At 59.9% G+C, this 24,720-nt stretch carries 22 protein-coding genes; 11 read left to right on the plus strand and 11 right to left on the minus strand.

Annotated features, from left to right (window positions below):
• Positions 1 to 477: 477 nt before the first annotated feature.
• From BLV09_RS11805 to BLV09_RS11825, 5 genes are all read right to left on the minus strand, one after another.
• Entirely contained in the window at positions 478 to 1,401 is a 924-nt protein-coding gene (locus BLV09_RS11805) for an acetamidase/formamidase family protein (protein ID WP_146687417.1), read from the minus strand.
• A 39-nt stretch (positions 1,402 to 1,440) separates the two neighbouring features.
• On the minus strand, positions 1,441 to 2,268 hold the full coding sequence (locus tag BLV09_RS11810; protein WP_433994416.1) for an ABC transporter permease: 828 nt from the start codon (positions 2,266 to 2,268) through the stop codon (positions 1,441 to 1,443).
• A 20-nt stretch (positions 2,269 to 2,288) separates the two neighbouring features.
• A complete protein-coding gene (locus BLV09_RS11815; protein ID WP_146687419.1) occupies positions 2,289 to 3,119 on the minus strand; it encodes an ABC transporter ATP-binding protein in 831 nt (276 codons plus the stop codon).
• Positions 3,116 to 4,162 carry an ABC transporter substrate-binding protein gene (locus BLV09_RS11820; RefSeq protein WP_146687420.1) on the minus strand — a complete coding sequence of 349 codons (1,047 nt, stop codon included), beginning with the start codon at positions 4,160 to 4,162 and terminating at the stop codon, positions 3,116 to 3,118. Before BLV09_RS11820 ends, BLV09_RS11815 begins: the two co-directional genes overlap by 4 nt.
• Before the next feature lie 339 nt (positions 4,163 to 4,501).
• Positions 4,502 to 4,897 (minus strand): transposase, encoded by a 396-nt coding sequence (locus tag BLV09_RS11825; protein ID WP_146687421.1) that lies wholly within the window; start codon positions 4,895 to 4,897, stop codon positions 4,502 to 4,504.
• A 188-nt stretch (positions 4,898 to 5,085) separates the two neighbouring features.
• On the opposite strand from BLV09_RS11825, the gene BLV09_RS11830 reads away from it, so the two are divergent.
• Positions 5,086 to 6,024: an acetamidase/formamidase family protein gene (locus BLV09_RS11830; RefSeq protein ID WP_100380863.1), complete on the plus strand. Its 939-nt coding sequence runs from the start codon at positions 5,086 to 5,088 to the stop codon at positions 6,022 to 6,024.
• Between the two features lie 34 nt (positions 6,025 to 6,058).
• On the opposite strand, the gene BLV09_RS11835 is transcribed toward BLV09_RS11830, so the two are convergent.
• From BLV09_RS11835 to BLV09_RS11845, 3 genes are read right to left on the minus strand one after another with little or no spacing between them, the layout of a single operon-like run.
• A complete protein-coding gene (locus BLV09_RS11835; RefSeq protein ID WP_146687422.1) occupies positions 6,059 to 7,108 on the minus strand; it encodes a hydroxyacid dehydrogenase in 1,050 nt (349 codons plus the stop codon).
• A gap of 14 nt (positions 7,109 to 7,122) precedes the next feature.
• Positions 7,123 to 8,013: an amidohydrolase family protein gene (locus BLV09_RS11840; RefSeq protein WP_197685043.1), complete on the minus strand. Its 891-nt coding sequence runs from the start codon at positions 8,011 to 8,013 to the stop codon at positions 7,123 to 7,125.
• Positions 8,013 to 8,981, minus strand: coding sequence for a Bug family tripartite tricarboxylate transporter substrate binding protein (locus BLV09_RS11845; protein ID WP_146687424.1), 969 nt, complete (start codon positions 8,979 to 8,981; stop codon positions 8,013 to 8,015). The genes BLV09_RS11840 and BLV09_RS11845 overlap by 1 nt, the downstream gene beginning before the upstream one ends.
• Positions 8,982 to 9,177: 196 nt before the next feature.
• Here BLV09_RS11845 and BLV09_RS11850 point away from each other — a divergent pair, with 196 nt between their 5' ends.
• The 5 genes from BLV09_RS11850 to BLV09_RS11870 all read left to right on the plus strand — a co-directional run bounded on the left by BLV09_RS11850 (position 9,178) and on the right by BLV09_RS11870 (position 14,289).
• Complete coding sequence (locus BLV09_RS11850; RefSeq protein ID WP_146687425.1) at positions 9,178 to 9,741, plus strand: thiamine pyrophosphate-binding protein; 564 nt, start codon at positions 9,178 to 9,180, stop codon at positions 9,739 to 9,741.
• Between the two features lie 8 nt (positions 9,742 to 9,749).
• On the plus strand, positions 9,750 to 10,364 hold the full coding sequence (locus tag BLV09_RS11855) for a thiamine pyrophosphate-dependent enzyme (protein ID WP_146687426.1): 615 nt from the start codon (positions 9,750 to 9,752) through the stop codon (positions 10,362 to 10,364).
• A gap of 86 nt (positions 10,365 to 10,450) precedes the next feature.
• Positions 10,451 to 10,813 (plus strand): VanZ family protein, encoded by a 363-nt coding sequence (locus BLV09_RS11860; protein WP_146691082.1) that lies wholly within the window; start codon positions 10,451 to 10,453, stop codon positions 10,811 to 10,813.
• Positions 10,814 to 11,299: 486 nt separating this feature from the next.
• A complete protein-coding gene (locus tag BLV09_RS11865) occupies positions 11,300 to 12,685 on the plus strand; it encodes an HlyD family secretion protein (protein WP_146687427.1) in 1,386 nt (461 codons plus the stop codon).
• Entirely contained in the window at positions 12,682 to 14,289 is a 1,608-nt protein-coding gene (locus BLV09_RS11870) for a DHA2 family efflux MFS transporter permease subunit (RefSeq protein ID WP_146687428.1), read from the plus strand. The genes BLV09_RS11865 and BLV09_RS11870 overlap by 4 nt, the downstream gene beginning before the upstream one ends.
• A 207-nt stretch (positions 14,290 to 14,496) precedes the next feature.
• Here the strand turns inward: BLV09_RS11870 and BLV09_RS11875 are convergent, their stop codons facing one another.
• Complete coding sequence (locus tag BLV09_RS11875; protein WP_100380855.1) at positions 14,497 to 15,141, minus strand: glutathione S-transferase family protein; 645 nt, start codon at positions 15,139 to 15,141, stop codon at positions 14,497 to 14,499.
• Positions 15,142 to 15,427: 286 nt separating this feature from the next.
• Here BLV09_RS11875 and BLV09_RS11880 point away from each other — a divergent pair, with 286 nt between their 5' ends.
• From BLV09_RS11880 to BLV09_RS11890, 3 genes are read left to right on the plus strand one after another with little or no spacing between them, the layout of a single operon-like run.
• On the plus strand, positions 15,428 to 16,819 hold the full coding sequence (locus BLV09_RS11880) for a metallophosphoesterase family protein (protein ID WP_244549052.1): 1,392 nt from the start codon (positions 15,428 to 15,430) through the stop codon (positions 16,817 to 16,819).
• A 57-nt stretch (positions 16,820 to 16,876) separates the two neighbouring features.
• Positions 16,877 to 17,302, plus strand: a complete 426-nt coding sequence (locus tag BLV09_RS11885) for a hypothetical protein (RefSeq protein ID WP_146687429.1) — start codon at positions 16,877 to 16,879, stop codon at positions 17,300 to 17,302.
• Positions 17,302 to 17,661, plus strand: a complete 360-nt coding sequence (locus tag BLV09_RS11890) for a hypothetical protein (protein WP_100380853.1) — start codon at positions 17,302 to 17,304, stop codon at positions 17,659 to 17,661. Before BLV09_RS11885 ends, BLV09_RS11890 begins: the two co-directional genes overlap by 1 nt.
• Before the next feature lie 175 nt (positions 17,662 to 17,836).
• Here BLV09_RS11890 and BLV09_RS11895 read toward each other — a convergent pair whose 3' ends face one another.
• Positions 17,837 to 19,279 (minus strand): outer membrane protein, encoded by a 1,443-nt coding sequence (locus tag BLV09_RS11895; RefSeq protein ID WP_244549053.1) that lies wholly within the window; start codon positions 19,277 to 19,279, stop codon positions 17,837 to 17,839.
• Positions 19,280 to 20,010: 731 nt separating this feature from the next.
• Between BLV09_RS11895 and BLV09_RS11900 the strand changes: the two genes are divergently transcribed.
• Complete coding sequence (locus BLV09_RS11900; protein WP_146687431.1) at positions 20,011 to 21,351, plus strand: FlgO family outer membrane protein; 1,341 nt, start codon at positions 20,011 to 20,013, stop codon at positions 21,349 to 21,351.
• Between the two features lie 232 nt (positions 21,352 to 21,583).
• Here the strand turns inward: BLV09_RS11900 and BLV09_RS11905 are convergent, their stop codons facing one another.
• A complete protein-coding gene (locus BLV09_RS11905) occupies positions 21,584 to 23,713 on the minus strand; it encodes an acetate--CoA ligase family protein (RefSeq protein ID WP_146687432.1) in 2,130 nt (709 codons plus the stop codon).
• 259 nt (positions 23,714 to 23,972) lie between these two features.
• On the opposite strand from BLV09_RS11905, the gene BLV09_RS11910 reads away from it, so the two are divergent.
• Positions 23,973 to 24,665 (plus strand): GntR family transcriptional regulator, encoded by a 693-nt coding sequence (locus BLV09_RS11910; RefSeq protein WP_433994417.1) that lies wholly within the window; start codon positions 23,973 to 23,975, stop codon positions 24,663 to 24,665.
• Positions 24,666 to 24,720 lie beyond the last annotated feature (55 nt).

The raw sequence follows: 24,720 nt of genomic DNA on the forward strand, positions 1-24,720 counted from the left end.
CGCCGCCGGCTCGTCGACAACTTACGCGCCCACATCCGGCAGGCTGGCAGCCGCAATCGCAATGAGCTGGGCCAGACGGTGTCCGATCCGGGACGGCGCCCTGCGCAGTAATGTAGCTACCTGTTGCATGACCCAACTTCCTTCCGCGCCGGCGGAAAACTGTCCGCAAACCAGCGCTTTTCAGGAAAATGGGCTGTGAAATCAGGGGTGTCGAGACCGCGGAGAAAATAGCAACACCAGCATCGCCGGGCCTGCCGATGGCAGTGGTTTTATTGCCGTGGCGCGGCCGGCAAGGGACGAAATTTTCTCCCGAAAATCGGGCCTTTGGCCTTGAGCCGGCGCCTATCCGAAAGCCGTCTCGAAACGCTTGACGCAGTTCGGCCGTGCTTCAGGGTTAATGATGCGCGGCTGGCGCTTGCCGGCCGGCGCGTCAAGCACCTGCCCGGCCTCCTGCCCTCCGTCAAACTCCCCGCTTCATCAGCCGAAGTACTTGGCGAGCACGCTCTTATCGACCTTGCAGATATAGGTATACTTTGGGTTGACCACCTGGGTGCAGCGTGCCTCGGCAATTTGACCGAGCAGCATGTATCCTTCAGGCGCTGGAATCTTCCACCCGTCTTCCATCCAGTACACCATCTCCTCGAATGCGATGCGCATGGCGTCCTCAAGCGGGCGAGCGCATCCGAGCGTACAGATGTGCGTCGACGTCTCGATGCGCGGGTGATTTAGGCGCGGCGGAGCCTTCTCAAGCGATACTCTCACCGTAAGGGTCGCCGCTATCTCGATCGCGCCCATCCCGTTGCACTCGCCGTCGCCCTGAATGGCATGGCAATCGCCCATGAACAGATGCGTGCCGTCCTTGTTGACCCGGAACATCACCGTATTGCCGGTGGTGATTTCCTGTACGTCGAGATTGCCGCCATGCGGACCATTATCGACGGTCAGCACGGCGCCATGAACCGGCGCCACGCCGAGCACTCCGATCATCGGCTTCACCGGCAGCTTGAGATGATCGTTCCAGTGCACGCGGCCGTCCTTGACCTCGACCACCCGGGTCTGCATGCCGAATTCCTTGCGCCGGACCCAATCGGGGAACATGCCGATGCCGGGCCACAACGCGGTGAAGCCAAGCTTGTCGAGCTCCATGTTGACGATCTCCACCTTCAACATGTCACCGGCTTTCGACCCACGGACCTCGATCGGTCCGGTCGCGCCGTTGACGAACGGAAAGGTGACGTCGGCCGCCGTCAGTTGCTGTCCGAGATGGCGGATCGTGCCGTCATTGGCGTTAATCGCGCATTCCACCACGAAGGTCTCGCCTGGATCGACGCTGGCAATATAGTCATCGTTCCCCGACAGCGCGTATTTGATATTATTGATTTTGCTGATGCGCTTGGACATGTTCACTCCTCCCGAGCTATTGAACGACCGATTGAAGATTCAGAGCTGACGGCGCCACGGCATCAGCAGCCGTTCGACCTTGCCGACAATGAAGGTCAAAATCAGCGCGAGCGCGATCGTGGCAACCAGCGCCGCGAATACTTTCGGAATCACGTAGAGAGAACCCGCCTTGAAGATGGCGTGCCCGAGCCCTTCGGAGGACGACATGAATTCGCCGACGATCGCGCCGATCAACGCGAAGCCAACCGTCAGCTTCAGTCCGGCAAAGATATCGGTCAGCGAGGCGGGCACCACGAGCTTGCGGAAAATCTGAAACTTCGATGCCCCCAACGTGCGCATCAGATTGATCTGGTCGGGATCGACGCCGACTGCGCCTTTATAGGATGTGACCAAGGCAACGATGACTACCGACAGCGTGGACATCGCCACCTTCGAAATCAATCCGGTGCCGAACCAGATGATGATGATCGGAGCCAGCGCAATAATGGGAATGGAGCCGACCGCGATCACAAAAGGCTCGACAACGCGAGACACGAACCGCGAATACCAGAGCGACAGGCCGATCACGGTGCCGACGAAGTTGCCGACGAAGAATCCGAGCAAGGTCTCGAGACCGGTCACATAGGTATCGCGCCACAAGCTGCCGTCGCGCGCCATCTGCCCCAAAAATCCAGCAATCGCCGATGGCGAGCCGAACATGAATGCAGCCGCGCGGTTCTGCGACGTCGCGTAGTCCCAAAAGCCGAGGAATATGGCGAGGATAACGATCTGCGTGGCGAGCACGATGGCGGTCGAACGAAACTTTTTCCATCGTCGTCCCGGGATCTGGACGGCAATCGGCTCGGACGAATCCGTTGAACGCGCCATTCCGGCGTCTACATCCGATGTCATTGCAAGACCACGTCGAGATCGGCCCAGATGCGCCGAACATACTGACTGAATCCCTGGCTTTGGCGCATGGCCATCATATCGGTCCGCTCTTCGCCCAGTTCGATATCATAGGCGGCCTTGACGTAGGTCGGCCGCTTCGACAGCACGATGACGCGATCGGCAAGCGACACGGCCTCTTCGATATCGTGGGTGATCAGCAGCAGCGACCGCTTGCTTCGCCGCACCAGCGCCGCCGTATCGTTCTCGATCAGGAGCTTGCTTTGGAAGTCCAGTGAGGCAAAGGGCTCATCCAGCAGCAAAACGTCGGGCTCGTTGACCAGGGTGCGAGCCAGCGCTACCCGCTGACGCATTCCACCCGAGAGTGTCGAAGGATAGTGGTCGGCGAAGCCATGGAGTCCAAGCTGGTCCAGCATGGCGCGACCGCGATCCTCAGCTTCGCCCGCGGCGACACCGCGAATTTCAAGCCCCAGCATGGCGTTGCCGAGGGCCGTCCGCCATGGCAGCAGCAGATCCTTCTGAAGCATATAGCCGACATTCTGCGGCTGGCCGGATACCTCGCGGCCATGCCAGCGGATTCGCCCGGAATCCGGCGTCAGCAGCCCGCACAGGGTGTTGAGCAGTGTCGTCTTTCCGCAGCCCGATGGGCCGACAATGCTGACGATCTCCCCCTCCCGGAGCGTCAGGCTGAGGTTTCCAATAACCGGAACGATACGCCCGCCGACCTCATAGCTCTTGGCAACGTGCTCCACGACCAGCGGCGGCACTGGAGCGACACTGATCGCGGTCTCGGCATTCCCAGCGTTTTGACTGACGTCAACTCCGGTCATTTGAGGCTAGCGACCGCCTTTTCGGCGAACGAGTTGTCAATGATCTGATCGAACGGAACGGTGCCTTTGGCATTGCCAAGATAGACCTGCATGTCCATCAGGTTCTTCCACTGATCCTGCTTGGTGACGACGGACTGCGCCGGAATGAGATATTTGAGCTCCGCATCGATGGCTTTGTCGACCACCTCACCCGGCAAATCCGGAAACTCCTGGCGCGCGACTTCCTTGGAGAAAGCGGGATCGGCATAGGTCTTGCGCGACGCCTCTTCGAACGAAGTGACGAGCGCCTGCACCATCTCGGGATCTTTCTGAATCGTGGAGGGCAGCACCATAATGCCGGTGTTGCAGAACGGGCCGATATAGCTTGAGAAATCGAACACAACCTTGGCGCCCTGCGCTTCGGCCGCGGCGACGCTCGGCTGATAGGCAATGGCGATATCCGCCTGGCCCGCGAGCATGGCGGCGATCTCCGTGCCGGGATTCACCGGGACAATGGTGGCATCGACGCCCACTTTAAGGCCGGCCTTTTCGAGCAGCCGCTTCGCGACGCTATAATTGGTGTTCGGCTCGGGCGAAGTGACGATCTTCAGCCCCTTGAAGTCTTTGGGATCGGTAATCGGCTGAAGCGTCTTCGAGACGCCAAAATAGTGAGCGCGCTGCACCACGGTTCCGACGACGACACCGGGGCCGCCATTCTCGCGCGAGATTTGCGCCATCGTTGCATCACCGATCGCGAAATCCGCCGATCCGCCAAGCACGGCCGCGAATGTCTGGGTGTCGCCGCCGGCGGCGCTCACCTGCATGTCGAGCCCGTTCTTTTTGAAGATGCCGCCATGCATGCCGACATACAGATTGATGTAGCCAAGGTTATGGACCGCTTCGCTAAAACGAACGGTCTTCAAGGTCGCCGCGCCTGCGCCACTCCAGCCGATCAGCGATGAAGCACCGACGCCGCCTGCGACAGCCGCCGACGTTGTCAGGAAGCGGCGGCGACTGAATGAATTGTTCGTCGGGGTGAAGGAATGGCGGAGACGATCGGTCATGATTCTGAACTCCTCGCGAAATATCCGGCAATGGATGCGCAAAGATTAGTCCGCCAATCGAACGAGCAGCAAGTTAAAAGAAGCGACAGCAATTGCCCGGCGCAAGGCAGCGCGCGTCATTGCGTCACAAGCTGTGACAAAATTCCAAGCCGGTGAATGCGATTTGCAATTTGCGTGCTTCAAGAAGCGTCGCGATGAACAATCTATCGCCACGCCAAATGGCGTTATGTCGTTTTTGACATTATGGCCGCCCAAAGAAGCGTCGTCATATCACGCGAAAGACGCCCGACGTTTGCACACCTTGATTGAAGCGATCGGGTTGCACCGTCGATGGTGTCATCAGGGATTGACCCGCAGCGACGCGAAGCGGCCGGTGAGAGCACCACCGCATTTTTCGGCCGCGATCCGGCTTGCCTGCTTTTGCTTGCGCTCCTCGTCGCGGCCGGGCGACGTGACCGTTGGCGTCACCGGCGGCGGCGGAGAGTCGCTCCGGCCAGGATCCCGCAAACGTTCGAACAGGTTGCTGACCAAACCGCGCAGTCGCATGTTCTCCGCCGCCAGTTCCTTCATCTTCACGACAGCGGGCGCGTTGAGACCGCCAAAACGACGGCGCCAGCGGTAAAATGTTCGAAGCGATACCCCGGCGGTGCTGCAAATCTCGGCGACGGATACGCCGGCGCTGGCTTCGTAAAGCAGATGCAGAATCTCGTTTTCGGTGAATCGGGAACGCCGCATCGGATGCCCCTTTTAAAACGTCCGAGACCAGGTGATCGGCTGAAGACCGAGCCGCCTTGGCGCGATCATAGCCCGAATATGACCGGCCCTCTAGAAATTCAGGAAGCTGCCGCCTCACCGCGGCGGACCATGCATCTTGCCCGCGATATCGGGAGCTGATTTGCTTCGTTCAATTCTGGAGCACTGCCATGCCACGCCGTTATGAAATCCCGAGCACCCCTGAGGTTATGGTATGGGGATACCTCGATAGTTCGACCCCGCCCGTCCTTGAAGTGAGTTCGGGCGACATCGTCACCCTTCACAGCTTCCCGGCCGGTGGAAAGGAAACGCTGCCCGACGACCTCAGCATCGTGCCCGCGGATTACATGACTGCGCTCGAGACACTTCCGCCCGGACCGGGCCCGCATTTCATCACCGGACCGGTCTATGTGAGGGGCGCGCGTGTCGGAGACGCGTTGCAAATCGACATTCTCGACGTGAAGGTGCGGCAGGACTGGGGTTTCGTATCCATTCTGCCTTTGCTCGGCACCCTGCCCGACGAGTTCACCGACTACGAAACCATTCACCCGGCCATTGATCGTCAACGCAACGTCTGCACGATGCCGTGGGGTACGGAAATCCCGCTCGATCCTTTCTTTGGCATCATCGCAACCGCTCCGCCGCCGAGTTGGGGCCGCTGCGGCTCACCGGTTCCGCGCGCCTTCGGCGGCAACATGGACAACAAGGAATTGCGTGCCGGGACCACGCTCTATCTGCCGGTGTTCAATGAAGGCGCGTTGTTCTTTGCGGGGGACGGCCACGCGGTGCAGGGCGACGGCGAAGTATGCATCACGGCGCTGGAAACCGGCGTCACCGGCAGCTTTCGTCTCACCGTGCGCAAGGACATGGAGCTGCATTGGCCATTTGCCGAAAGCGCCACGCATCTGATGTCGATCGGCCTCGACGAAGATCTCGACGACGCCGCGAAGCAGGCCGTCCGGGAGATGGTGAAGCACGTTTGCGCGCGCACCAATCTCACCCGCAATGAAGCCTATATGCTGTGTTCACTCGCGGGAAATTTGCGGGTCACTCAGCTCGTGGATGGCAACAAGGGAATCCACATGCTTCTGCCAAAGTCATGTTTGTGATCCCGGGCCGGCGACAGCCGAAATTTTCTCCCCGTTAGGCCGGCGCGTATCCGAAAGCCTTCTCGAAACGCTTGACGTAGCTCGGCCATACTTCGGGGTTGATGATGCGCGGCGGGCGCTTGCCGTCGAGCGCATCGAGCACCTGTTCGGCTGCGATCCTGCCCATGTTTTCCCGCGCCTCCTTGGTCACACCGGCGGTGTGAGGGCTTGCCAGCACATTGTCGAACTGCAGCAGCGGATGGTCCGGCGGCGGCGGTTCCTTGGCCCAGACGTCGAGGCCTGCGCCCGCGATCTGCTTGTTGCGCAGGGCGTCCGCCAGTGCCGCCTCGTCGTGGATAAAGCCCCTCGCCGTCGTGATGAAATAGGCGTGCTTTTGCATCAGCGCGAATTGGCGCGCGCCGATCATGTTGCGATTATCCTTTGTCAGCGGACAGGAGATCGACACGTAATCGGAACGGCGCAGCAGCTCGTCCAATTCGACCTTCTCGCCGCCGCGGGCCGCCATCTCGGTTGCCGAAAGATAGGGATCGTAGGCCAGCACGTTCATCCGCAGCAGGCCCTTGCAGAGTTCGGCAACGCGGCGGCCGACATTGCCGAGCCCGACGATGCCGATGGTCTTGCCTTGCGCCTCGGTGCCCATCAACGAATTACGATTCACATTCGGGTCACGCCGCAGCGCGCGATCGGCCTCGAGAATGCGCTTCGACAGTGTGAGCAGCATTCCGAGCGCGTGTTCGGCCACGGAATTGGCGTTGCCGCCCGACTGGTTGACGACGACCACGCCGGCTTCCGTGCAGGCCTCGACATCGACAGGATCAAAGCCGGCGCCATTGCTGGACACGATCAAGAGGTTCGGCGCACGCCGCAGCAAATCCCGGCCGGCGTGAAAGTGCGGCGCCAGTTCGTCGCGTGCCGCACCAATTTGATAGACATGCGCGGACGCCAGGATCGGCGCGGCTGTCTCGTCCGGGCTTTCATTCTCGAGCCGGTCGAGGCGCACGTCGGGGCGCGCCCGCAGGATATCGGCATAGATTTGATGGGCGAGGTATTTGACGTAGAACACGCGCTTGTTGTTGACGGACATTGTCGAGCAGACCTTCAGTTCGGAAATCCATAGAGCCGGGCGGGATTGGTGACGAGAATGCGGTGCTGCGTCGCCGTGTCCGGCGTCCACTGCTGAAACAGTTCAAACAGATGCGTGGCGTTCGGCATCTCGCCCTCGACGCGGGGATGCGGCCAGTCGCCTCCCCATACCAGCCGCTCCGGATTGGCGCGGACCAGCGCCTCATGGAACGGCCGGGCATCGGGATAGTCGGGCGCAGCGCGGCTGAGCCGATGGGCGCCCGATACTTTGGCCCAGCACCAGCCATCACCGACGGCGCGCAACAGACTTTGGAAACCCGCGGTCGCGGTGCCAGCGCGGGCATCGGTGCGGCCCATGTGATCGATCACGACCGGCAGACCGAGCGATTTCAAAACCGGAATCGTCTCGGGCAAATCCTTCACATCGATCCAGAGTTGAAGATGCCATCCGAGCTCCGCCATCACAGGCGCCAGCACCTGCGCCGCGCTCAACGGCACGCCGCCGCGATAATGCAATTGCCCGTCACGGAAGAAATGATTGAAGCGCAATCCCCTGACGCCGAGACGATTCCAGCTGCGCAGATCGGCCGGCGAGACGTCAGCGTCGGCGACCGCGACACCGCGCAGCCGCGCCGGCTGGCGTTCGAGCGCATCGAGCATGGCGGAATTGTCGTGGCCGTGTGCACTGCCCTGCACCAGCACCCCGCGCGCAAATCCGATCGTGTCGAGCATCCCGAGATATTTTGCGAGCGGCGCATCCGGCGGCGTGTAACTGCGATCGGCGGCGTAAGGGAATTGATCGGCCGGACCAAACACATGGGCATGCGTATCGCACGCGTTCGGCGACGGCGGCACTTTGGGACTGGTAACGTCAAGCGGCGGCAGGCAGGCTGGAATCGTCGGCATCATTCGGCCTTTATGCCGGCGGCCTTGATGATCGGCCCCCATTTTTCGTAGTCGGCGTGGATCCTGGCGTCGAACTGCTGCGGCGTGCTGCCGATCGGCATGGCGCCGAGCTTGGACAGCCGCTCCTTCACAGGTTCCGTGTTCAAAGCCGCAACGAAGTCGTGCGAAAGTTTTGCGACCAGTTCCGGGGGCATGTTGCCCGGAGCGAGCAGCCCCCACCACACCTCGGTGTCATAGCCCGGCACGGTCTCGGCCATGCTGGGCACATTGGGCAGAAATGACGCCCGCGAAGCGCTGGTGACGGCAAGCGCTCGGACGGTGCCGGCTTCCAACTGTCCCACCGATTCCGGTCCGTTGTTAAAGGACAGCGGAATTTGCCCGGCGAGCAGATCGTTGATCGCCGGCGCGCCGCCTTTGTAGGGAATCGGGGTGATGTCGATCTTGGCGAGGCCCTTGAGCAACTCGCCGGCGAGATGCGTCGAGGTCCCGTTGCCCGCGTGTCCGAACGACAGCGAGCCCGGCTTCGCCTTCGCCTCCGCGATCACATCACCAAGCGTCTTGAACGGAGAGTCCTTGCGCACCAGCAGGATATTGGGTGACGAGGCCAACAACGAAATCGGCGTGAAGTCCTTGAAGGTGTCGTAGGGAAGTTTTGCGTACAGGAACGCATTGGTGGGGTGGCCGCTGGCGACCACCATCAGCGTGTAGCCGTCAGGCGGCGATGTCGCCAGCGCCTGCGAAGCAATCACGCCGCCCGCGCCCGGCCGGTTTTCAACGACGACGGACTGGCCCCAGGTTCGGGAAACGGCGTCACCCAAGGTGCGCGCCAGGATGTCGACGGCGCCACCGGCGGGATAGGGCACGAAAATATGCACGGGTCTGGTCGGGAACGCCGGCTCCGCTGATGTAGCCGGGCCCGCGGCAAGCAGGGCCACCGCCGCGACTAATATCCGAAACCAGCTGGCCACGGCATCCCTCCCGATATTCTCGTTACTTCTCTTATGGCACGCAGCCGCGGCCTGAGCATCGTCCCGAGGCGCAGATCACGGCAACGATCGAGACATGTTGACAATCCCGAAGATCGCGTCAAGTTCGGCGCCTCGACAGGACCGCTGGCGGTAATGTTGCGAAACAAACATCGTCGCGAAGTACAGGGAGAATGCGATGGCGGCTGCCGAGGCAGAAACAACGGTCCAGGCCTTGCAGGAAAAGACCGGAAAGACCTGGCACGAGGTGGTGTTGCAGACGCTGAAGCGGAACGACATCAGGCTTGTGCCCTACGTTCCCGATCGCGTCTTGACAGCCCTGATCAAGAATATTCACGCCGATCCGTTCTTCACGACGTTCCCCACCGCGCGCGAGGAAGAAGCGGTCGGCATCGTTTCCGGCGCGTGGATGGGCGGCATGCGCAGCGCGGTATTGATGCAGACGTCCGGCTTCGCGACGCTTGCCAATGTGCTGGCCTCGCTGGCGATCCCCTATCAAATTCCGCTGATCATGTTCGTGTCCGAGCGCGGCACGCTTGGCGAATTCAATTACGGGCAGTCGCTGGTCTGCCGTACCATGCGGCCGGTGCTCGACTCGCTCGCCATGGAGCATCACACCATCACGCGCCTCGATGAACTCGAGTTCATCGCCGATCGATCGATCAAGCAGGCCATCACGACGCAGGCGCCGGTGGCATTGATCCTGTCGCCGCTTCTGACCGGCGGAAAAGTCGAGAAGTGAGCAATCCGATGAACAAGCAAACCAACACCCCTGCCCGCAACACCAAGATCATGAACCGGTTCGATCTCACCTCGCGCCTGGTCGCGAGGCTGAAGAACGAGGAGGCCGTGATCGGCGGCATCGGCAATACCAATTTCGACTTGTGGGCCGCCGGCCATCGCCCGCAGAATTTCTACATGCTGGGCAGCATGGGCCTTGCCTTCCCGATTGCACTCGGCGTCGCGCTGGCGCAGCCGCAGCGCCGCGTCTTCGCGCTCGAAGGCGACGGCTCGCTGCTGATGCAACTGGGTTGTCTATCCACGATCGCGACGCTGTCGCCACGGAACCTCTGCATGGTCGTTATGGATAACGGCATTTACCAAATCACCGGTGCGCAACCGACCCCTGCCGCCGCGGTGTCGGACATTATTGCCATTGCTGTCGGCTGCGGCCTCACCAACAGCACCTGGGCGGCCGATGAAGAGGATTTCGAGCGTCTGGTCGATCAATCCTTGTCGGCGTCGGGACCGACCCTGATCGGGGTGCGCATCGACGACAAGCCGGGAACCGGAACAACCCGGCGCGATCCCGTGCAGATCAGGGAACGCTTCATGCTCGGCGTCGGGGTTCGGCAGCCGATGTGAGCGGCAGTCTGGAGCCGTTAACTACACGGGATCGCAAGTTCACGTGAGGGTGACAGTTGGCCACTGAATCGTGATATCCCGACATGATGACAATCATCCTCAGGACATTCGCCTGGCTGCTCGCCGCCGCCGTCACCTTTGCCACGTTGGGGCCGGCGCGGCTGCGACCGCACTCCGATCTCGGCCAGGATGGCGAACACGCACTCGCGTTCATTCTGATCGGTCTCGCGTTTGGCCTGGCCTATAAGCAAAACCGGCTGCTGACGTCGATTATTGCTGTGGTCATGATCGGCGTGCTCGAACTCCTGCAACTCTGGGCGCCGGGAAGGCACGCAAGGTTTGAGGATTTCGTCGTCGATGCGCTCACAGCCTGCGCCGGCTTTGCCATCGTCGCGGGACTGGATTGGGCGATGCAGCGGCTGCGTGCGGTCCGCACCAGCGTGACCTGAGTCATACCGAGCTTTGACTGGGGCGGCGACCCGTTAGCGGCGCAACCAAACGCGGATTGATGCGAGCTTCTGGCGTTACCCGATCTGCCCCCATGTGCAGAACGGATACCGTTCGCATTTGACCCCAGTGTCCCAAGAGTGTCTCAAGTAAAAATTGGGCGTGGCCAATTCCGATAGGTTGAATACGTGGTAGGCTGGGTAGACCGGAGGGCACCGGCCGCCGGTCAAAGCCGCGCTTTTGACCCCGAGCGATGGCGAGAGATCAGTGTCGGCGACCAAGGCGACCAGATTGCATTGAGAGACAATCGTTAGGAGCGCTATCCAATGCCTCCCGAGATGTCCGAGCATAGAAGCGAGTCAAGTTCAGTCGACGCGCCCGCGATAGCCAAAGCGGATGCTGCGGTCGATCGTGACGACAAATTACCGCCGCCAGATTCTGCTTCGAAGGCCGTCCCACCACCGAGTCAACGGTTCACACGGCGGCGCATGTTGCTGATCGGTGTGCTCGGCGCTGTGGGCATTGCGGCCGCGGTGTACGGCATTCCCTGGATCCGGTTCGTGCTCAGCACGGCTTCGACCGACGACGCCTTCGTGAACGGCCATGTGACGTTTGTCGCCTCCCGCGTCCACGGTCAGATCTCCCGGGTTCTGGTGGATGACAACAATCGCGTCCACAAGGGAGATCTTCTTGTTGAATTGGACAAAGAACCATTTCGGGACGCAGTCGCCGTGAAGAAGGCGGCCGTCGACACCGCACAGGCGGATCTAGAGGCAGCCAGGGCCGCGGTGCGCGGCACCGAAGCACAGGCCTGGAGCCACCGCTGGCAATTGCAAGAAGCCGTGGAGAATGTCGAAAACCAGACAGCCCTGCTGCATGCGCGGGTCGCCGCGCTCAAGAAGGCAAAGGCCACACTTGTACTCGCGCAGCAGGAGTTCGACCGGACGTCGCAGCTGGTCGTGTCGGAGACGGCAAGCCGCGAGCTCTATGATCAACGTCAGGCGGCGTTGTCGATTGCCCGGGCCGGTGTCGTCCAGGCATTGGCGGATGCGAACCAGATCCGAGTCTCGTTGGGCCTGCAGACGCAACCCGAAGACAGCGCGGATCTCGACCAGGTACCGCCCGATCTCGATCAGACCTTTTCTTCGATCCTGCAGGCGCAGGCGGAGCTGATTCAGGCCGCGGCTGAGCTGGGCGTTGTCCATTCCTACAACCAGTCCCCGAAGCAGATGCTCGAAGAGTTCGAAAAGCTCGGTCCCGTCGACCGCACGTTCGATCGGCTGGCGGCGGAAGCGCCGACGGTCAAGCAAGCCGAGGCCAAACTCGAAGCCACCAAGCGCGACCTCGCTGTGGCTGAACTCGACCTTCGCTATTGTGACGTTGTCGCGGAGATCGACGGCGTCGTCACGCGCCGAAATGTCAATCCCGGCAATGATGTTCAGGTCGGGCAGAGCTTGATGGCGATCCGCTCGCTCAGCGAGATCTGGGTCGATGCCAACTTCAAGGAGACACAGCTGCGCGACTTGCGCATCGGTCAGGCTGTCGATCTGTATGTCGACATGTACGGCGACAAACAGGTATTCGGCGGCCGGATCAGCGGCTTTACCATGGGGACCGGATCGACGCTCGCATTGCTGCCGCCGCAGAATGCCACGGGCAACTACATCAAAATCGTCCAGCGGCTGCCGGTCCGGATCGAGCTTGAGGGTTACGACCCGGACAAGAAACCGCTGTTCATCGGCACATCGGTTGTCCCCTACGTCTATCTCAATAAGCCGCTGAGTGGGCCCAATGCCGGGACGTTTCTTCAAGGCTTCGAGCAGCAATCGCCGGCCGCCGGTTCGGCTGCGAGCCCGCCGGGTGTCGACAAATGACCGAGTTGACACTTTCGCCCTCCAGATCCCGGGCGGACGTCAACCCGTGGCTTGTGGCCGCGATCGTCATCATACCGACCTTCATGGAGGTACTCGACACCACCATTGCTTTGGTCGCGCTGCGATACATTGCCGGCGGCCTTTCGGCCACGGTCAGCGACGGGGAATGGGTCATCACCAGCTACCTCGCCGCCAATGCGATCATCCTGCCGATCTCTGGCTGGCTGTCGGCACATCTCGGGCGCCGCAACTACTTCCTGCTGTCGATAGCCGTCTTTACCCTCGCGTCCGGACTTTGCGGGATGGCCACAAGTCTCGGTCAGCTGATTGTGTTTCGCGTCTTGCAAGGTCTGGCGGGCGGCGGCCTGCAGCCTTCCAGTCAAAGCGTGCTGCTGGACGCCTTTCCGGTGGAGAAGCAAGGCATTGCGATGACGCTGTTCGGTCTGGCCGCTCTTTTGGCGCCGGTCGTCGGTCCGACCCTCGGCGGCTGGATCACGGACAGCTATTCGTGGCGATGGGTGTTCTACGTCAACGTCCCCGTTGGTCTCCTGGCGCTTGCTGGCTGTTATGCTCTGCTGCGGGATCCCGACTATCTCACGAAGCAGCGCAGCGAGTTGAGGAAGCAGCCGTTGCGCTTTGACTCGCTCGGCCTGTCACTCCTGGTGATCGTCATGGTCTCCTGGGAAGTGATCCTGAGTAAGGGACAGGAGTGGGACTGGCTAAGCGATCCATTCTGGCGTGTGCAGACGCTGGCGATTTTTTTCGTTGTGGGTCTGATCGCGCTGATCGTCTGGGAGTTACGCCACCCCAGCCCCGTGGTCAATTTCCGCCCCCTGCGGGAGCGAAATTTCGCTGCATGCTGCGTCATCATCTTTTGCGCTTTCGCCGTCCTCTACGCCGCCAGCACATCGTTGCCAGCCCTGCTTCAATCTCTGTTCGGCTATGATGCTCTCAGCGCGGGTTTTGTCATGTCGCCGGCTGGGTTCGGTGCGCTCGTGGCAATGCCGTTTGTCGGCCTGGCACTTGGCCGAGGGGTTGATGCCCGGTGGTTGATCGCCGGCGGCCTGCTGGTCATGGCGTTCGCAAACTATTGGATGTCGCAAATGAACCTCGACATCAGCCCGGGCCAGGTCGTCTGGCCTCGGGTGATGCTGGTTGTTGGACTCTCGATGTGCTTTGCGCCTGCGAATGTAGCGGCCTATCTCTATACCCCACCGTTGCTGCGTGGAGCGGCCGTTGGCCTGCTAAGTCTGCTGCGCAACGAGGGAGGCAGTGTGGGCACCTCGATGGCGCAGACCATTCAGGAGCGCCGTGATCAATTTCACATCCTGCGGCTAGGCGAGTCCCTCGATTCCTTCAACGCTAATGTCGTTTCCTTCCTCCATCAAGCCGGGGCAATTTTCCTGCAGCAGACCGGCGATCCGTCTGCATCGCAGCAACTGGCCTGGCAGACGCTCGAGAACTTGCGGCAGCAGCAGGCGTCGTCACTTGCTTATTTCGATGTCTTTTGGTTGTTGGCCGTGGTGACGCTGGTGCCGGTACTCACGGTGCTGCTGATGAAACGCTCAGTGGCTGAGAAAGGCGCCCACATCGGTCAGGAATAAAGTGTGCACGCCGGATCCCGCGCGCCGACGAGGTGACGGAACGATGTCGCCTATTGGCACATCGCGCCATTTCGCTACGCCGCGAAATTTGATCGCTATCGGGCTTAGCGAACATGACCCGACTTGCTGCTGACTCGTTCCGGGCGCCAATGACCCCAAATCGGACTCCAACCTTCTCAAGCTCGACGGTCTGAGTTCGGGGCCCTATCACTTCGTGCGGCTCGGCGGACCTTCAGGAGGACTTGTGCGCTGAAAGCTATTTCGTTGCGCATGCTGCTCATAATACTTCGAAAGATGTACGGCGCGCGCTAACGCGTCGTTACCTTCCGGTGCTTGTGCTAGCCGGTGCAATATTGGCATCAGGTTGATATCTGCAAAAGTGAAGCGGTCAGCGACGAGAAAGCCGGTGGCTTTGACGGCTGTGTCCAAAATCGTGATCTGCCGATGTAAGTCTGGCAGAACTGAGTCGATCACGTTGCGATCTGGTTTCCGCTTATCGCGCCGTGCAGCGATGTACTCATACAAGTACGTACGGATGAAGGTACGATCCACAGCTGTGTTGGTGAACGAAACCCACTGTTCCGTTAGCGACGCCGGAAGAGGTGCCGAAGGAAATATCTCCGGCCCGACGAATACCCGGTCGAGATACGTTGCGATTGCCTTGGATTCGAATAGACACACATCACCGTGGCGCAGAGCGGGCATTTTACCGAGCGGATGAACCGTAAATAGCTCTGGAGCGAATATCGCGGTTTCCGTTAGCGTGTACTCAATGCCTTTTTCCTCGCAGACCATCCGTACTACGCGAGTGTAAGTGGATTTACTTGAACCTATCACTTCGGGTTTCGTCATGTTCTGCCCCTTTAGCGAGCCTTTGAAGCTAATGCTGTCTCAAGCCCAGATCAATGAGGTCAACGCCGTAAGGTCGCCTTTTGCCACATCGTGCCATTTCGTTACGCCGCGAAATTTGATCGCTATCAGGGCTTAGCGGACATGACCCGACTTGCTGCTGACTCGTTCCGGGCGCCAATGACTCCAACTCGGACATCGCGGGTGCAAGTAGTGATCCGGGGCAACAGCATCTAAAGACCCTTAATCTGCCGAAATCGCATATCTCACGAACACAGTCCGCGTATACTTGATTGCGCGAACTTTCTCGCGAAAAGGATGGAGGAGTCAGATGAGTGGGTACCCTGTCTCTGGCAACTTGCGATCGGCGCATCAAAGCGGTGAATTGAATAGGAGAGCCGTGCTCTCGGGCCTCGCGATGCTTCCCGTGCTGTCCTCGCTTCTGGCGGTCAAGAACGCGGCAGCGCAACAGACAAATTCCGGATTTTCTTTTGCGGTCTGCGGTGACTCGCGACCCATGATGTACCTGCCAGTCAAGGAAGGCCGTACCGACCTCGCCGGGCTATTCGTTGAAATGTTCGGCCTGGTTATGCCGGAAAAGGTCGCGGAGGCGGTGGTGAAGCGCGATGTGAAAATGATCTTCGACCCCGCCACAAATGAGCTTAAGCAAGTGGTCATGCCGTTCATGTCGCGGAGCGAGGTCATGACGTTGTCGGTGGATCAGGGTTGGGTAACCCGCGCAACCGTCGAAGACGTCAAACTGCTTCCCGGAGTTCATCGGGAAATGTTTCAACTGCAGGGCGGCGATTGGGTCTCTCGCGAAATCGTGCAGCATGTGCAGGCCGGCCGCGCCAAATTCGTAATCAACAGCGGCGACGTCGTCTGGTGGGGCAATCAGGGTCGCTCAGTCAGCGATAGCCCATACTGGAAACGCGTCAACGACACCATGCTCAAGCAACTGCCGGCGCCGGACGACGAGATGCGCGCCGCAGGGCTCGAAGGACGGTGGTTCATGTCAGTCGGCAATCACGAAGTGTGGGGTGACCCAAAGATTGAAGGAACGCTTAATGCGGTGCCTTATCTAACGAACTTCGGCGTGACACCGGAGCGGTTGATCTACAAATTCGACTTCCGGGACGTAAGATTTGTCTTCTTGTGGAGTGGGAAATACGACTATCGCTCACCGTCGCTCTGGGACGCGGACCGTCCAAAATACGCCCAGCAGATGGTGCAATTGCAAGAGTGGCTGGACGACGCCAAAGCCAAGGGAATTAAAAAAGCGTTCATTACGTTCCACTATCCGGTCTTCTGCCGGGCCGGCCTTGGCCCCATCCCGGAGGCTGACAATCCCCACAAGACTATCGCGGCCTACGCCAAGGACCTGGAGCTCGTCGTCTTCAACGGACATGTGCATACGACCGAGATGTACGACGTCGATGGCGTGAAATACCTGGTTCTCGGTGGCGGTGGGGCGGAGCAAGACCCAATCCTTCCCGGCCGCACCAGCATCAAGGTGCCGAGCAACTATCCACCGGACCTCTATTGGAAGGGCAAGCCGCCGCAGGAAGAATACAACTACGTCTTGGTCGATGTCGCACCGGGCGAAAAGACAAAATTCAACCTGACACGTTACCGGCCCGGCTCGGCCGAGCCGTTCGCATCCGAGGCACTGTTCTCATAGAGCGCCGGTCGGTGGCCGATGGCGACAATACTTCTCATTCTGCACGGCTTGGTCACGGTGGCCCTGCTTGGTGCGATCACGCATCAGACATTGGCAACATGCGTGCCGCCCAAGGCCAAGCCGTATTCGTTCTTCGGCCGGTTTCGCGCGGTGCGAGGTGCGGATTTCACCAATGCCATCGTCGTTCTATATGTGATCTCCTGGCTGCTCGGCGCGGCCGTTTACCTGTATTTCAAGGTCGATGTTCAGCCAAACTTGGAACGCGATCACCATTGGCACGCGCTGGGTTTCTTTGATCTCAAGGAGGATTTCACCGCCATCGGCCTGGGTGTGTTGCCCGCGTACTGGTCCTGCTGGCATCAGCCAATTGATGGTCGCAGCTATCAGATACGCATTGCCCTGACTTTACTCCTTGCGTTTACCGTCTGGTGGGCCTTCCTCGTTGGTCACGTCATGAACGATATCGGAGGCTTCGGATCGTAATGTCCCGTTCGACGTTTCGCCGGTTCGTTTTTGCTTATGGGGCGGCTTTCGCGCTCTTCTACACAATTGCACACGCTCGCGGGCTCGCGCTGTTTACCGTTTATCCCGCGCAAGGCATCGTCCTTCTCGGCTTGCATCGTTCTCGGGATGTTGCCGATCCCGTCTTGGATTTCCTTGCGCCCGAGATGTACTGGTACGGATGGACTGCTTCCGCTGCGGTCGGCGCGCTCGTCGTCGGCCTGGTTGCCGCGCTTCTGCCGGCTCGCCTGTCCTGGGTCTGGGCATGGTGTGTGGGGGTCGTTCCCCCAATGGCGATGATCGCATGCGCTTATCTCACAATCCCCTGGTTTCGGCTTTAGTAGCGATCCTTCCGCCTCTGGCACATCGCGCCATTTCGTTACGCCGCGAAATTTGATCGCTATCGGGGCTTAGCGGACATGGCTCGACTTGCTGCTGACTCGTTCCGGGCGCTAATGCCCCCCCTTTCCGGACATCGAGGCACAAGTCTCGGCGGCGGGCGCTAGGCCGCCACGATTATTTGACTGGGAACAGAAGAGCGAGAGTAGCCCGCAATTGCCAGGCAGATGTGCCGGTCGGACGTATGGCGTTGTAATAGCCGGCAATCTGAGCGTTGACGGGTTGGTCACCCACTTTAAACACGCGACCGAAGCCACCTCCGATCGGTACGGTCCATTGCTGACCCGATGCGGCGAGCCAGTTCGAAGTGATGATCGGTGACGTGGTCAAGTACCAGCCGTGTGCCATGTTGTAGTTGAGAAATGGCTGCGCGAGGAATGAGTTCACGGCTGGTGTCAGTGGGTTGCCACCGACCGACCACTGATTGTTCAGCAGCACGCCGACCACCCAATGTCCTGGTGTCACTAAGAAGACGGCCGTGGGGCCGAACAGGAATTTGCCGGTCCCGAGAAAAGGATCATTCGCGGACGGAACAGTGAAGACTGGACCTGCGCCCCAGATCAGCGCACCGGGGTGCGCAGGGGAAAAGAACAACGATTGGGTAATGTCGCCGACGCCATTGGTATTGCTGTCGAACAGCGGGCTCGGCTGGCTGATCAACGGAATGATGGTACGTGAAATCAGATTCCAGTCATCGTTTAAGTGCATCGGCACGACGGGCTGAATGTTGAATACTTCCTGGGTACGATCGAATGGCCCCGTATTGAAATTGGTGTTGCTCTGGAACGGCACGCTGACCAGGTCCGCGATCGGGTTTTGCGATGCCTTCTGTAGATCTTCTGAAGGCTCAGCAGACCCACTCGTGCCCGACGGCTCGGCCGTAGCGGAAACGCCACTTTCGAATTTGTAGTTGATCCCGGCTTTGACCATTTGAAGGTCGCGGTTCAAGGCCACCGAAGGGATCGTGGGAGAATTCCAGTTTGATAGCCCGAGATAATCGTATTCGAGTTTGACTGTCCAATGCGGCTTGAAGCCGTATTCGATGCCAGCGCCAGCCAACCAGCCGCTGCCGGTGCCGGACCCGTTCCAAACTGCGCCAGGGAGGTTCAAAGTAGCGTCGCTGTGCACCCAGCCACCGCCCAGCTTGGCGAATACGAGCCATTGATCATTCACGAGGCCGACGCGGCCCGCCACGGTGCCGATCCAGTGCTGGTCCACAAAGCCTAATGTCGGATTAGAAAGAACCGGATGGCTAAAGCTGGCGCCATCGAAGTCACCTTCGACACCAAACAGAAAGTGACCGGCCTGGAAGTTATAGCCCGCCTGCACGCCGCCAATGAATTCGGTGAGGCCGCCATACAGATTGTTGCCAGGAATGTTCAGGCTGCCGTTGGACCACCCCCCGCCGAAGTTGGCACCCACATAAAGCCCTGACCAATTATAGGGTGGCGCTGCGATCGGTGCTTTGTACACCGCGGCTTTGGTAGGCAGATCCGATGCAAGAGCAGACGCGCTCAACAATCCTGCGGCAGCGATGCCCGCAAGCAAAGTTTTCTGCACTGTCGCCTCCTGAAGGTAGGCCACAATCCGAAACATATTGCGAGGAGCACTTCTGCTCAATCGACTTGATTGATGCGGGTAAACCCAAGCGTGCTATTTTCGATGCGGTGACCTTTCGGCAACAACGAGGTGGTGCATCTCTTTAGCCGCGCCGCATCAAGCTTTTAGTTCCGTCATCATTGCTGCCTCAGTTTGCTATCGTCTCAAACCGAACGTGCGATGTCGCCGATTGGCACATCGCGCCGTTTCGTTACGCCGCGAAATTTGGTCGCTAGCGGGGCTTAGCGGACATGGCCCGACTTGCTGCTGACTCGTTCCGGGCGCTAATGATCCGATGCGAACCTTGGACCTGCTCCCGATCCTGTCTGTTTGGCGGAGGCACTTGAGTCGCGCTCCTGGGTGCGGACGGTGATGATGTTCAAGCGGCAAGGCGCGTTCCGGGCGATGGCCACGTCGCGCAAACCGACCGTTTTCGCCTTGCAACCTGGGGCTCGTAGCTGCATTCTTTAGCCCACATTTTGAAACTCAGTTCGCGGTGAACAAACTTGAGCGCCGACGAGCCCAACACGCTGGAGGACGCGGCTGTTTCAAAAGGCGGGCGGCAAAAGAAGCTGTTGGCGCACTTGCGACCATCCGTTCCTGACTGGCGTCCAATTGTAAAGCGAGCGGCGGGTGCGATTGCAGCGGTTGCCGCCGTCGGCGCTGTGCTGAGCGGACTGACCGGATACTTGTTGACTTACAAGACTGTCGGCGAGTTGCTGGGGCATAGGCCTTCAGTGACATCACAATCAAAACCGGGATCGACTTCTGCGCCGCGGCTGTCGATCGCGGTCATGCCGTTTGACAATCTCAGCGGTGACGCCAGCCAGGATTATTTCGGCAATGGCATCGTCGAAAACCTGACCACCGACCTCTCTGTCAACATCGCGAATTTGCTCGTGATCGCGAGCGGATCGTCGCTCACATACAAAGGCCAGAAGATCGACACTAGACAGGTCGGACGCGAATTGAATGTCCGCTATCTGCTGCTTGGCTCAGTGCTTCGCACCGGCAATCAGGTCCGGATCAATGCGCGGCTGATCGACGCCGAGACCGGTGAGCAGCTTTGGGCCGACCGCTTCGACGGCGACAACGCCAATATCTTCAGCCTGCAGGATCAGATCACCGCGCGCATCTCGACGTCGCTTCGCTTTGCTTTCGTCAATGTCGGTGTCCGACAGGCCCAGAAGCACAGCAATCCGGATGCGTTCGACATGATGTTGCGCGCCCAGGCGGCCCTGATCGATGAACGCCGGCTGAATATCAACCCGCGCAGGCAAGCGCGGGACTATTATCGAAAAGCGCTTGCGCTCGAGCCCGACAATGCGGATGCAGAAATCGGCCTTGCCGGCGTTCTCGCAGAAAACCTGTCGAACAGCCGCAGTCTCGCTGGCGCTTCGCGACCCAGTCCCGATCAGGTGACCGCGACGAGAGCGGAAATTCTTGAACTCCTTCAAAGTGCATCCAGCACCACGGCCGCTTCGTCAGACGCACACCGAGTCCGAGCTTCGCTCTACGTCTACGATCGCAAGTTTGACGATGCGAGACAGGAACTCGAACGAGCGTTGTCGATCAATCCAAACAACGTCAACGCGCTCTACTTGCTGGCGGCGAATTACATTCTGTCGGGTATGCCGGAGAAAGCACTGCCTGTTTTCGATGAACATTTCATTCGAACAGCGGGCAAAATCCCGGGCTATCGCGTTCCTCTTCGCGATTGGGGCAGTTCCTACCTGCTGTTAGGGCGCTGGAATGAAGCGGCCGCAAAGTATCAGCAAGCCCTGGCACTGCTTGCCGATCCTGAGACCAGCGGGGGCCTTGCCGTTGCATTGGTAAAGGCTGGCAACCGCGAAGCTGCGAAAGCCCAATATGAAATCTTTCGCGAGTGGTATACCGCACGGAATGGGACGCCGCCGACGATCAAGAGGTTGAAGGACAACAGCCGTGAATGGTCGCCAGATCCAGAGTTTCTAAAACTTTACGATGCGACGGTTCTCGACGGTTTCCGCAATCTCGGAACGCTGGAAGAATGAGTCGTGTGCAGCAAACCCGGCACGCCCTGTTCGTTGAAATTGAACCACTCCTCCGTGCCCGCTCATGGCACATCGCGCCATTTCGTTACGCCGCGAAATTTGATCGCTATCGGGGCTTAGCGGACATCGAGCCAGCCGCACCCACCGAGGCTCGATTTATCTACGCGCCCTAATAAAAATGCCGCCCGAACCACCGGGCGGCATTTCATATTGGGTGCGTTGTGCGCGCGGCTTACAGCAGCCCTGCCCCCCGCGCCCATTTGTATTTGGCGCCCAGCACCTCGACCGGCAATTCGGTCGAATAGGCATAGGCCGGGATGCCGTTCTGATAGAGATATTCGGCGGCTTCCTCGACCTCGATGTCGCCGGCCAGCGAAGCGACGATCGGCTTCACAAAGCCCTTCGCCTCCATCTCCTTCTTCACCTCGACCATGTTGCGGGCAAACACCATCGGCGGCGTGACGATGGTGTGCCAGTAACCCAGGATCAGCGAGTGGATGCGCTCATCGGACAGGCCGAGCTTCACGGTGTTGACGTAGGTGATCGGCGGTTCGCCGCCGGTGATGTCGACGGGATTGCCCGCGGCGCCGAACGGCGGGATGAACTTGCGGAACGCCGCATCGAGGTCCGGCGGCATCGTCATCAGCGACAGGCCGTTGTCGACCACCGAATCCGACAACAGCACGCCTGAACCACCGGCGCCGGTGATGATCAGCACGTTCTCGCCCTTCGGCGTCGGCAGCACGGGGATGCCGCGCGCGAACTCGAGCAGTTGCCGCAGCGAACGGGCGCGGATCACGCCCGACTGCTTCAAGACGTCTTCGTAAATCTTGTCGTTACCGGCGAGCGCCCCTGTATGCGACGAAGCAGCCTTCGCACCAGCCGAGGTGCGGCCCGCCTTCAGCACCACCACCGGCTTCTTCTTGGAAACGCGTTTGGCGGCTTCCGCGAAAGCGCGGCCATCCTTCAGGTCCTCGCAGTGCTGGGCGATGAGGTTGGTGTTCGGATCCTGCTCGAAGAAGGCGAGCAGATCGTCCTCGTCGATGTCAGACTTGTTGCCGAGACCAACGATCGCGGAAACACCCATCTTGGCCGAGCGCGAGAAACCGATGATCGCCATGCCGATGCCGCCGGACTGCGACGACAGCGCCGCGTGACCCTTGACGTCGTAGGCGGTACAGAACGTGGCGCAGAGATTGGCCGGGGTATAGTAGAAGCCGTAAATGTTCGGCCCCATCAGGCGGACATTGTACTTCTTGCCGATTTCAACGATTTCGGCCTGCAGTTCGGGTGCGCCCGCCTCGGCAAAACCCGATGGAATCAGAACCGCCCCGGGGATCTTCTTCTCGCCGCACTCGATGAGCGCCCCTGCAACGAACTTGGCAGGAATCGCGAACACCGCGGTGTCGATCACACCAGGCACATCCTTGACGCTCTTGTAAGCCTTGTAGCCGAGAATCTCAGCCGCCTTCGGATGGATCGGATAGATCTCACCCTTGTAGCCGCCGTTGATCAGATTCTTCATCACGGAGTTGCCGATCTTGCCGTCTTCCGCCGAGGCGCCGATCACGGCCACCGCTTTCGGCTGCATGATGCGGTTCATCGCGGTGACGATTTCTTCGGTCGGGCGCGGTGCCGGGCGAGGCTTGTAGTCGAAGTCGACGACGATGCGCACGTCGGCGGCGATCGCATCCTTCTTGGTGGCGAACACCGGATTGAGATCGAGTTCGATAATTTCGGGGAAGTCGCTGACCAGCTGCGACACCTTGACGATGATGTCGGCGAGCGCCTCGCGGTTGACCGGGTCGCCGCCGCGCACGCCCTTGAGCATGTCATGGGCCTGGATGCCATCCAGCATCGAGAGCGCATCCTGCTTGGTCGTCGGCGCCAGGCGGAAGGTGATGTCTTTCAGGATTTCGACCAGCACACCGCCGAGGCCAAAGGCCACGAGCTTGCCGAACGAGCCGTCGGTAATGGAGCCGACGATGACTTCGGTGCCGCCGGCCAGCATCTGCTGGACCTGAATGCCTTCGATCTTGGCATCGGATTTGTATTTCTTGGCGTTCGCCAGAATGGCCGCGTAATTCTTTTCGACGTCGGCGGCGGTCTTGACGCCGACCATCACGCCGCCCGCTTCGGTCTTGTGAAGAATATCCGGCGAGACAATCTTCATGACCACCGGAAAGCCCATGTCGGTGGCGATTTTGGCTGCTTCAGCCGCCGATTTCGCGACCCCCTCCTTCGGAACCGGGACGCCATAGGCATCGCACACCAGTTTGCCTTCCGGCGCCGTCAGACTCGTGCGTTTATCCGCCTTGACCAGATCAAGTATTTTGCGGACCGCATCTTTGGAACTCGACATTGGCTTCCTCCTTGAAGTCGATTTCTTGATTTCCGGCACCGCGCTTCCTTCTTGCGGTGCGTTCGCCCATATGGCATTTGGTATGCCAGAAACAGGGGTGTCAACGCAAGCCACCCTTTCTAAATGCCTAAAACAAGGTCATCTTGACATTCTGGCATCTGGTATGCCAAAAACTTGCCGACCATTAGTCTGCTACAAGGTGTTTCCCCAGAGGAGACCCATTGTGCCCGAACAGAAACAAACCAAGGCGCCGCCCATCATGGCTGAGGCAGAGATCGCAATTGTCCGGATCGCGCCGGAGACCAGCTTCAAGAACAAGGCGTATGAGGCCTTGAAGGAAGCCATCCTCAAGATGGACATCTATACAACGCCTGAACCGGTGATGCTCGATGAACGGGCTTTGTCGGAGCGGCTCGGCGTCAGCCGGACCCCGATCCGCGAGGCGATCGCGATGCTGGAGCAGGACGGGTTCGTCAAGACCGTGCCGCGCCGGGGCATCGTGGTGGTACGCCGCACCAAGAGCGAAATCGTCGACATGATCCGGGCGTGGGCAGCGCTCGAGAGCATGGCCGCGCGCCTGATCACGACCACCGCGCGCAAGAAAGACATTTCCGCATTGCGCGACTTCTTCAAGGATTTCGGCAAGGACCGGTTGCCGCAGGATCACGTCGAGGAATATTCGAAGGCCAACATCGCCTTTCACCAGGCGCTGATCTCGCTCAGCGAGTCGCCGGTGCTGGTCGACATGACCAACGATATCCTGCTGCACGTTCGTGGCTACCGGCAACTAACGATCGGACGCACCGACCGCACCGCGACCTCGCTGCCCGAACATATGGCCATCATCGAGGCGCTCGAAGCGCGCGACACCGAGCTTGCCGAGAAGCGCGCCCGCGACCACACGCTCGGCCTTGCCGCTTATGTCGAGGCGCACGGCCAGGAACTTTTTTGAAGAGCTCTTAATCGAATACAGCTTCAACGCCGGACGGCGAAGACATCTCCGCCGT

The sequence above is a fragment of the Bradyrhizobium canariense genome (assembly GCF_900105125.1).
Lineage (GTDB): Bacteria > Pseudomonadota > Alphaproteobacteria > Rhizobiales > Xanthobacteraceae > Bradyrhizobium > Bradyrhizobium canariense_A.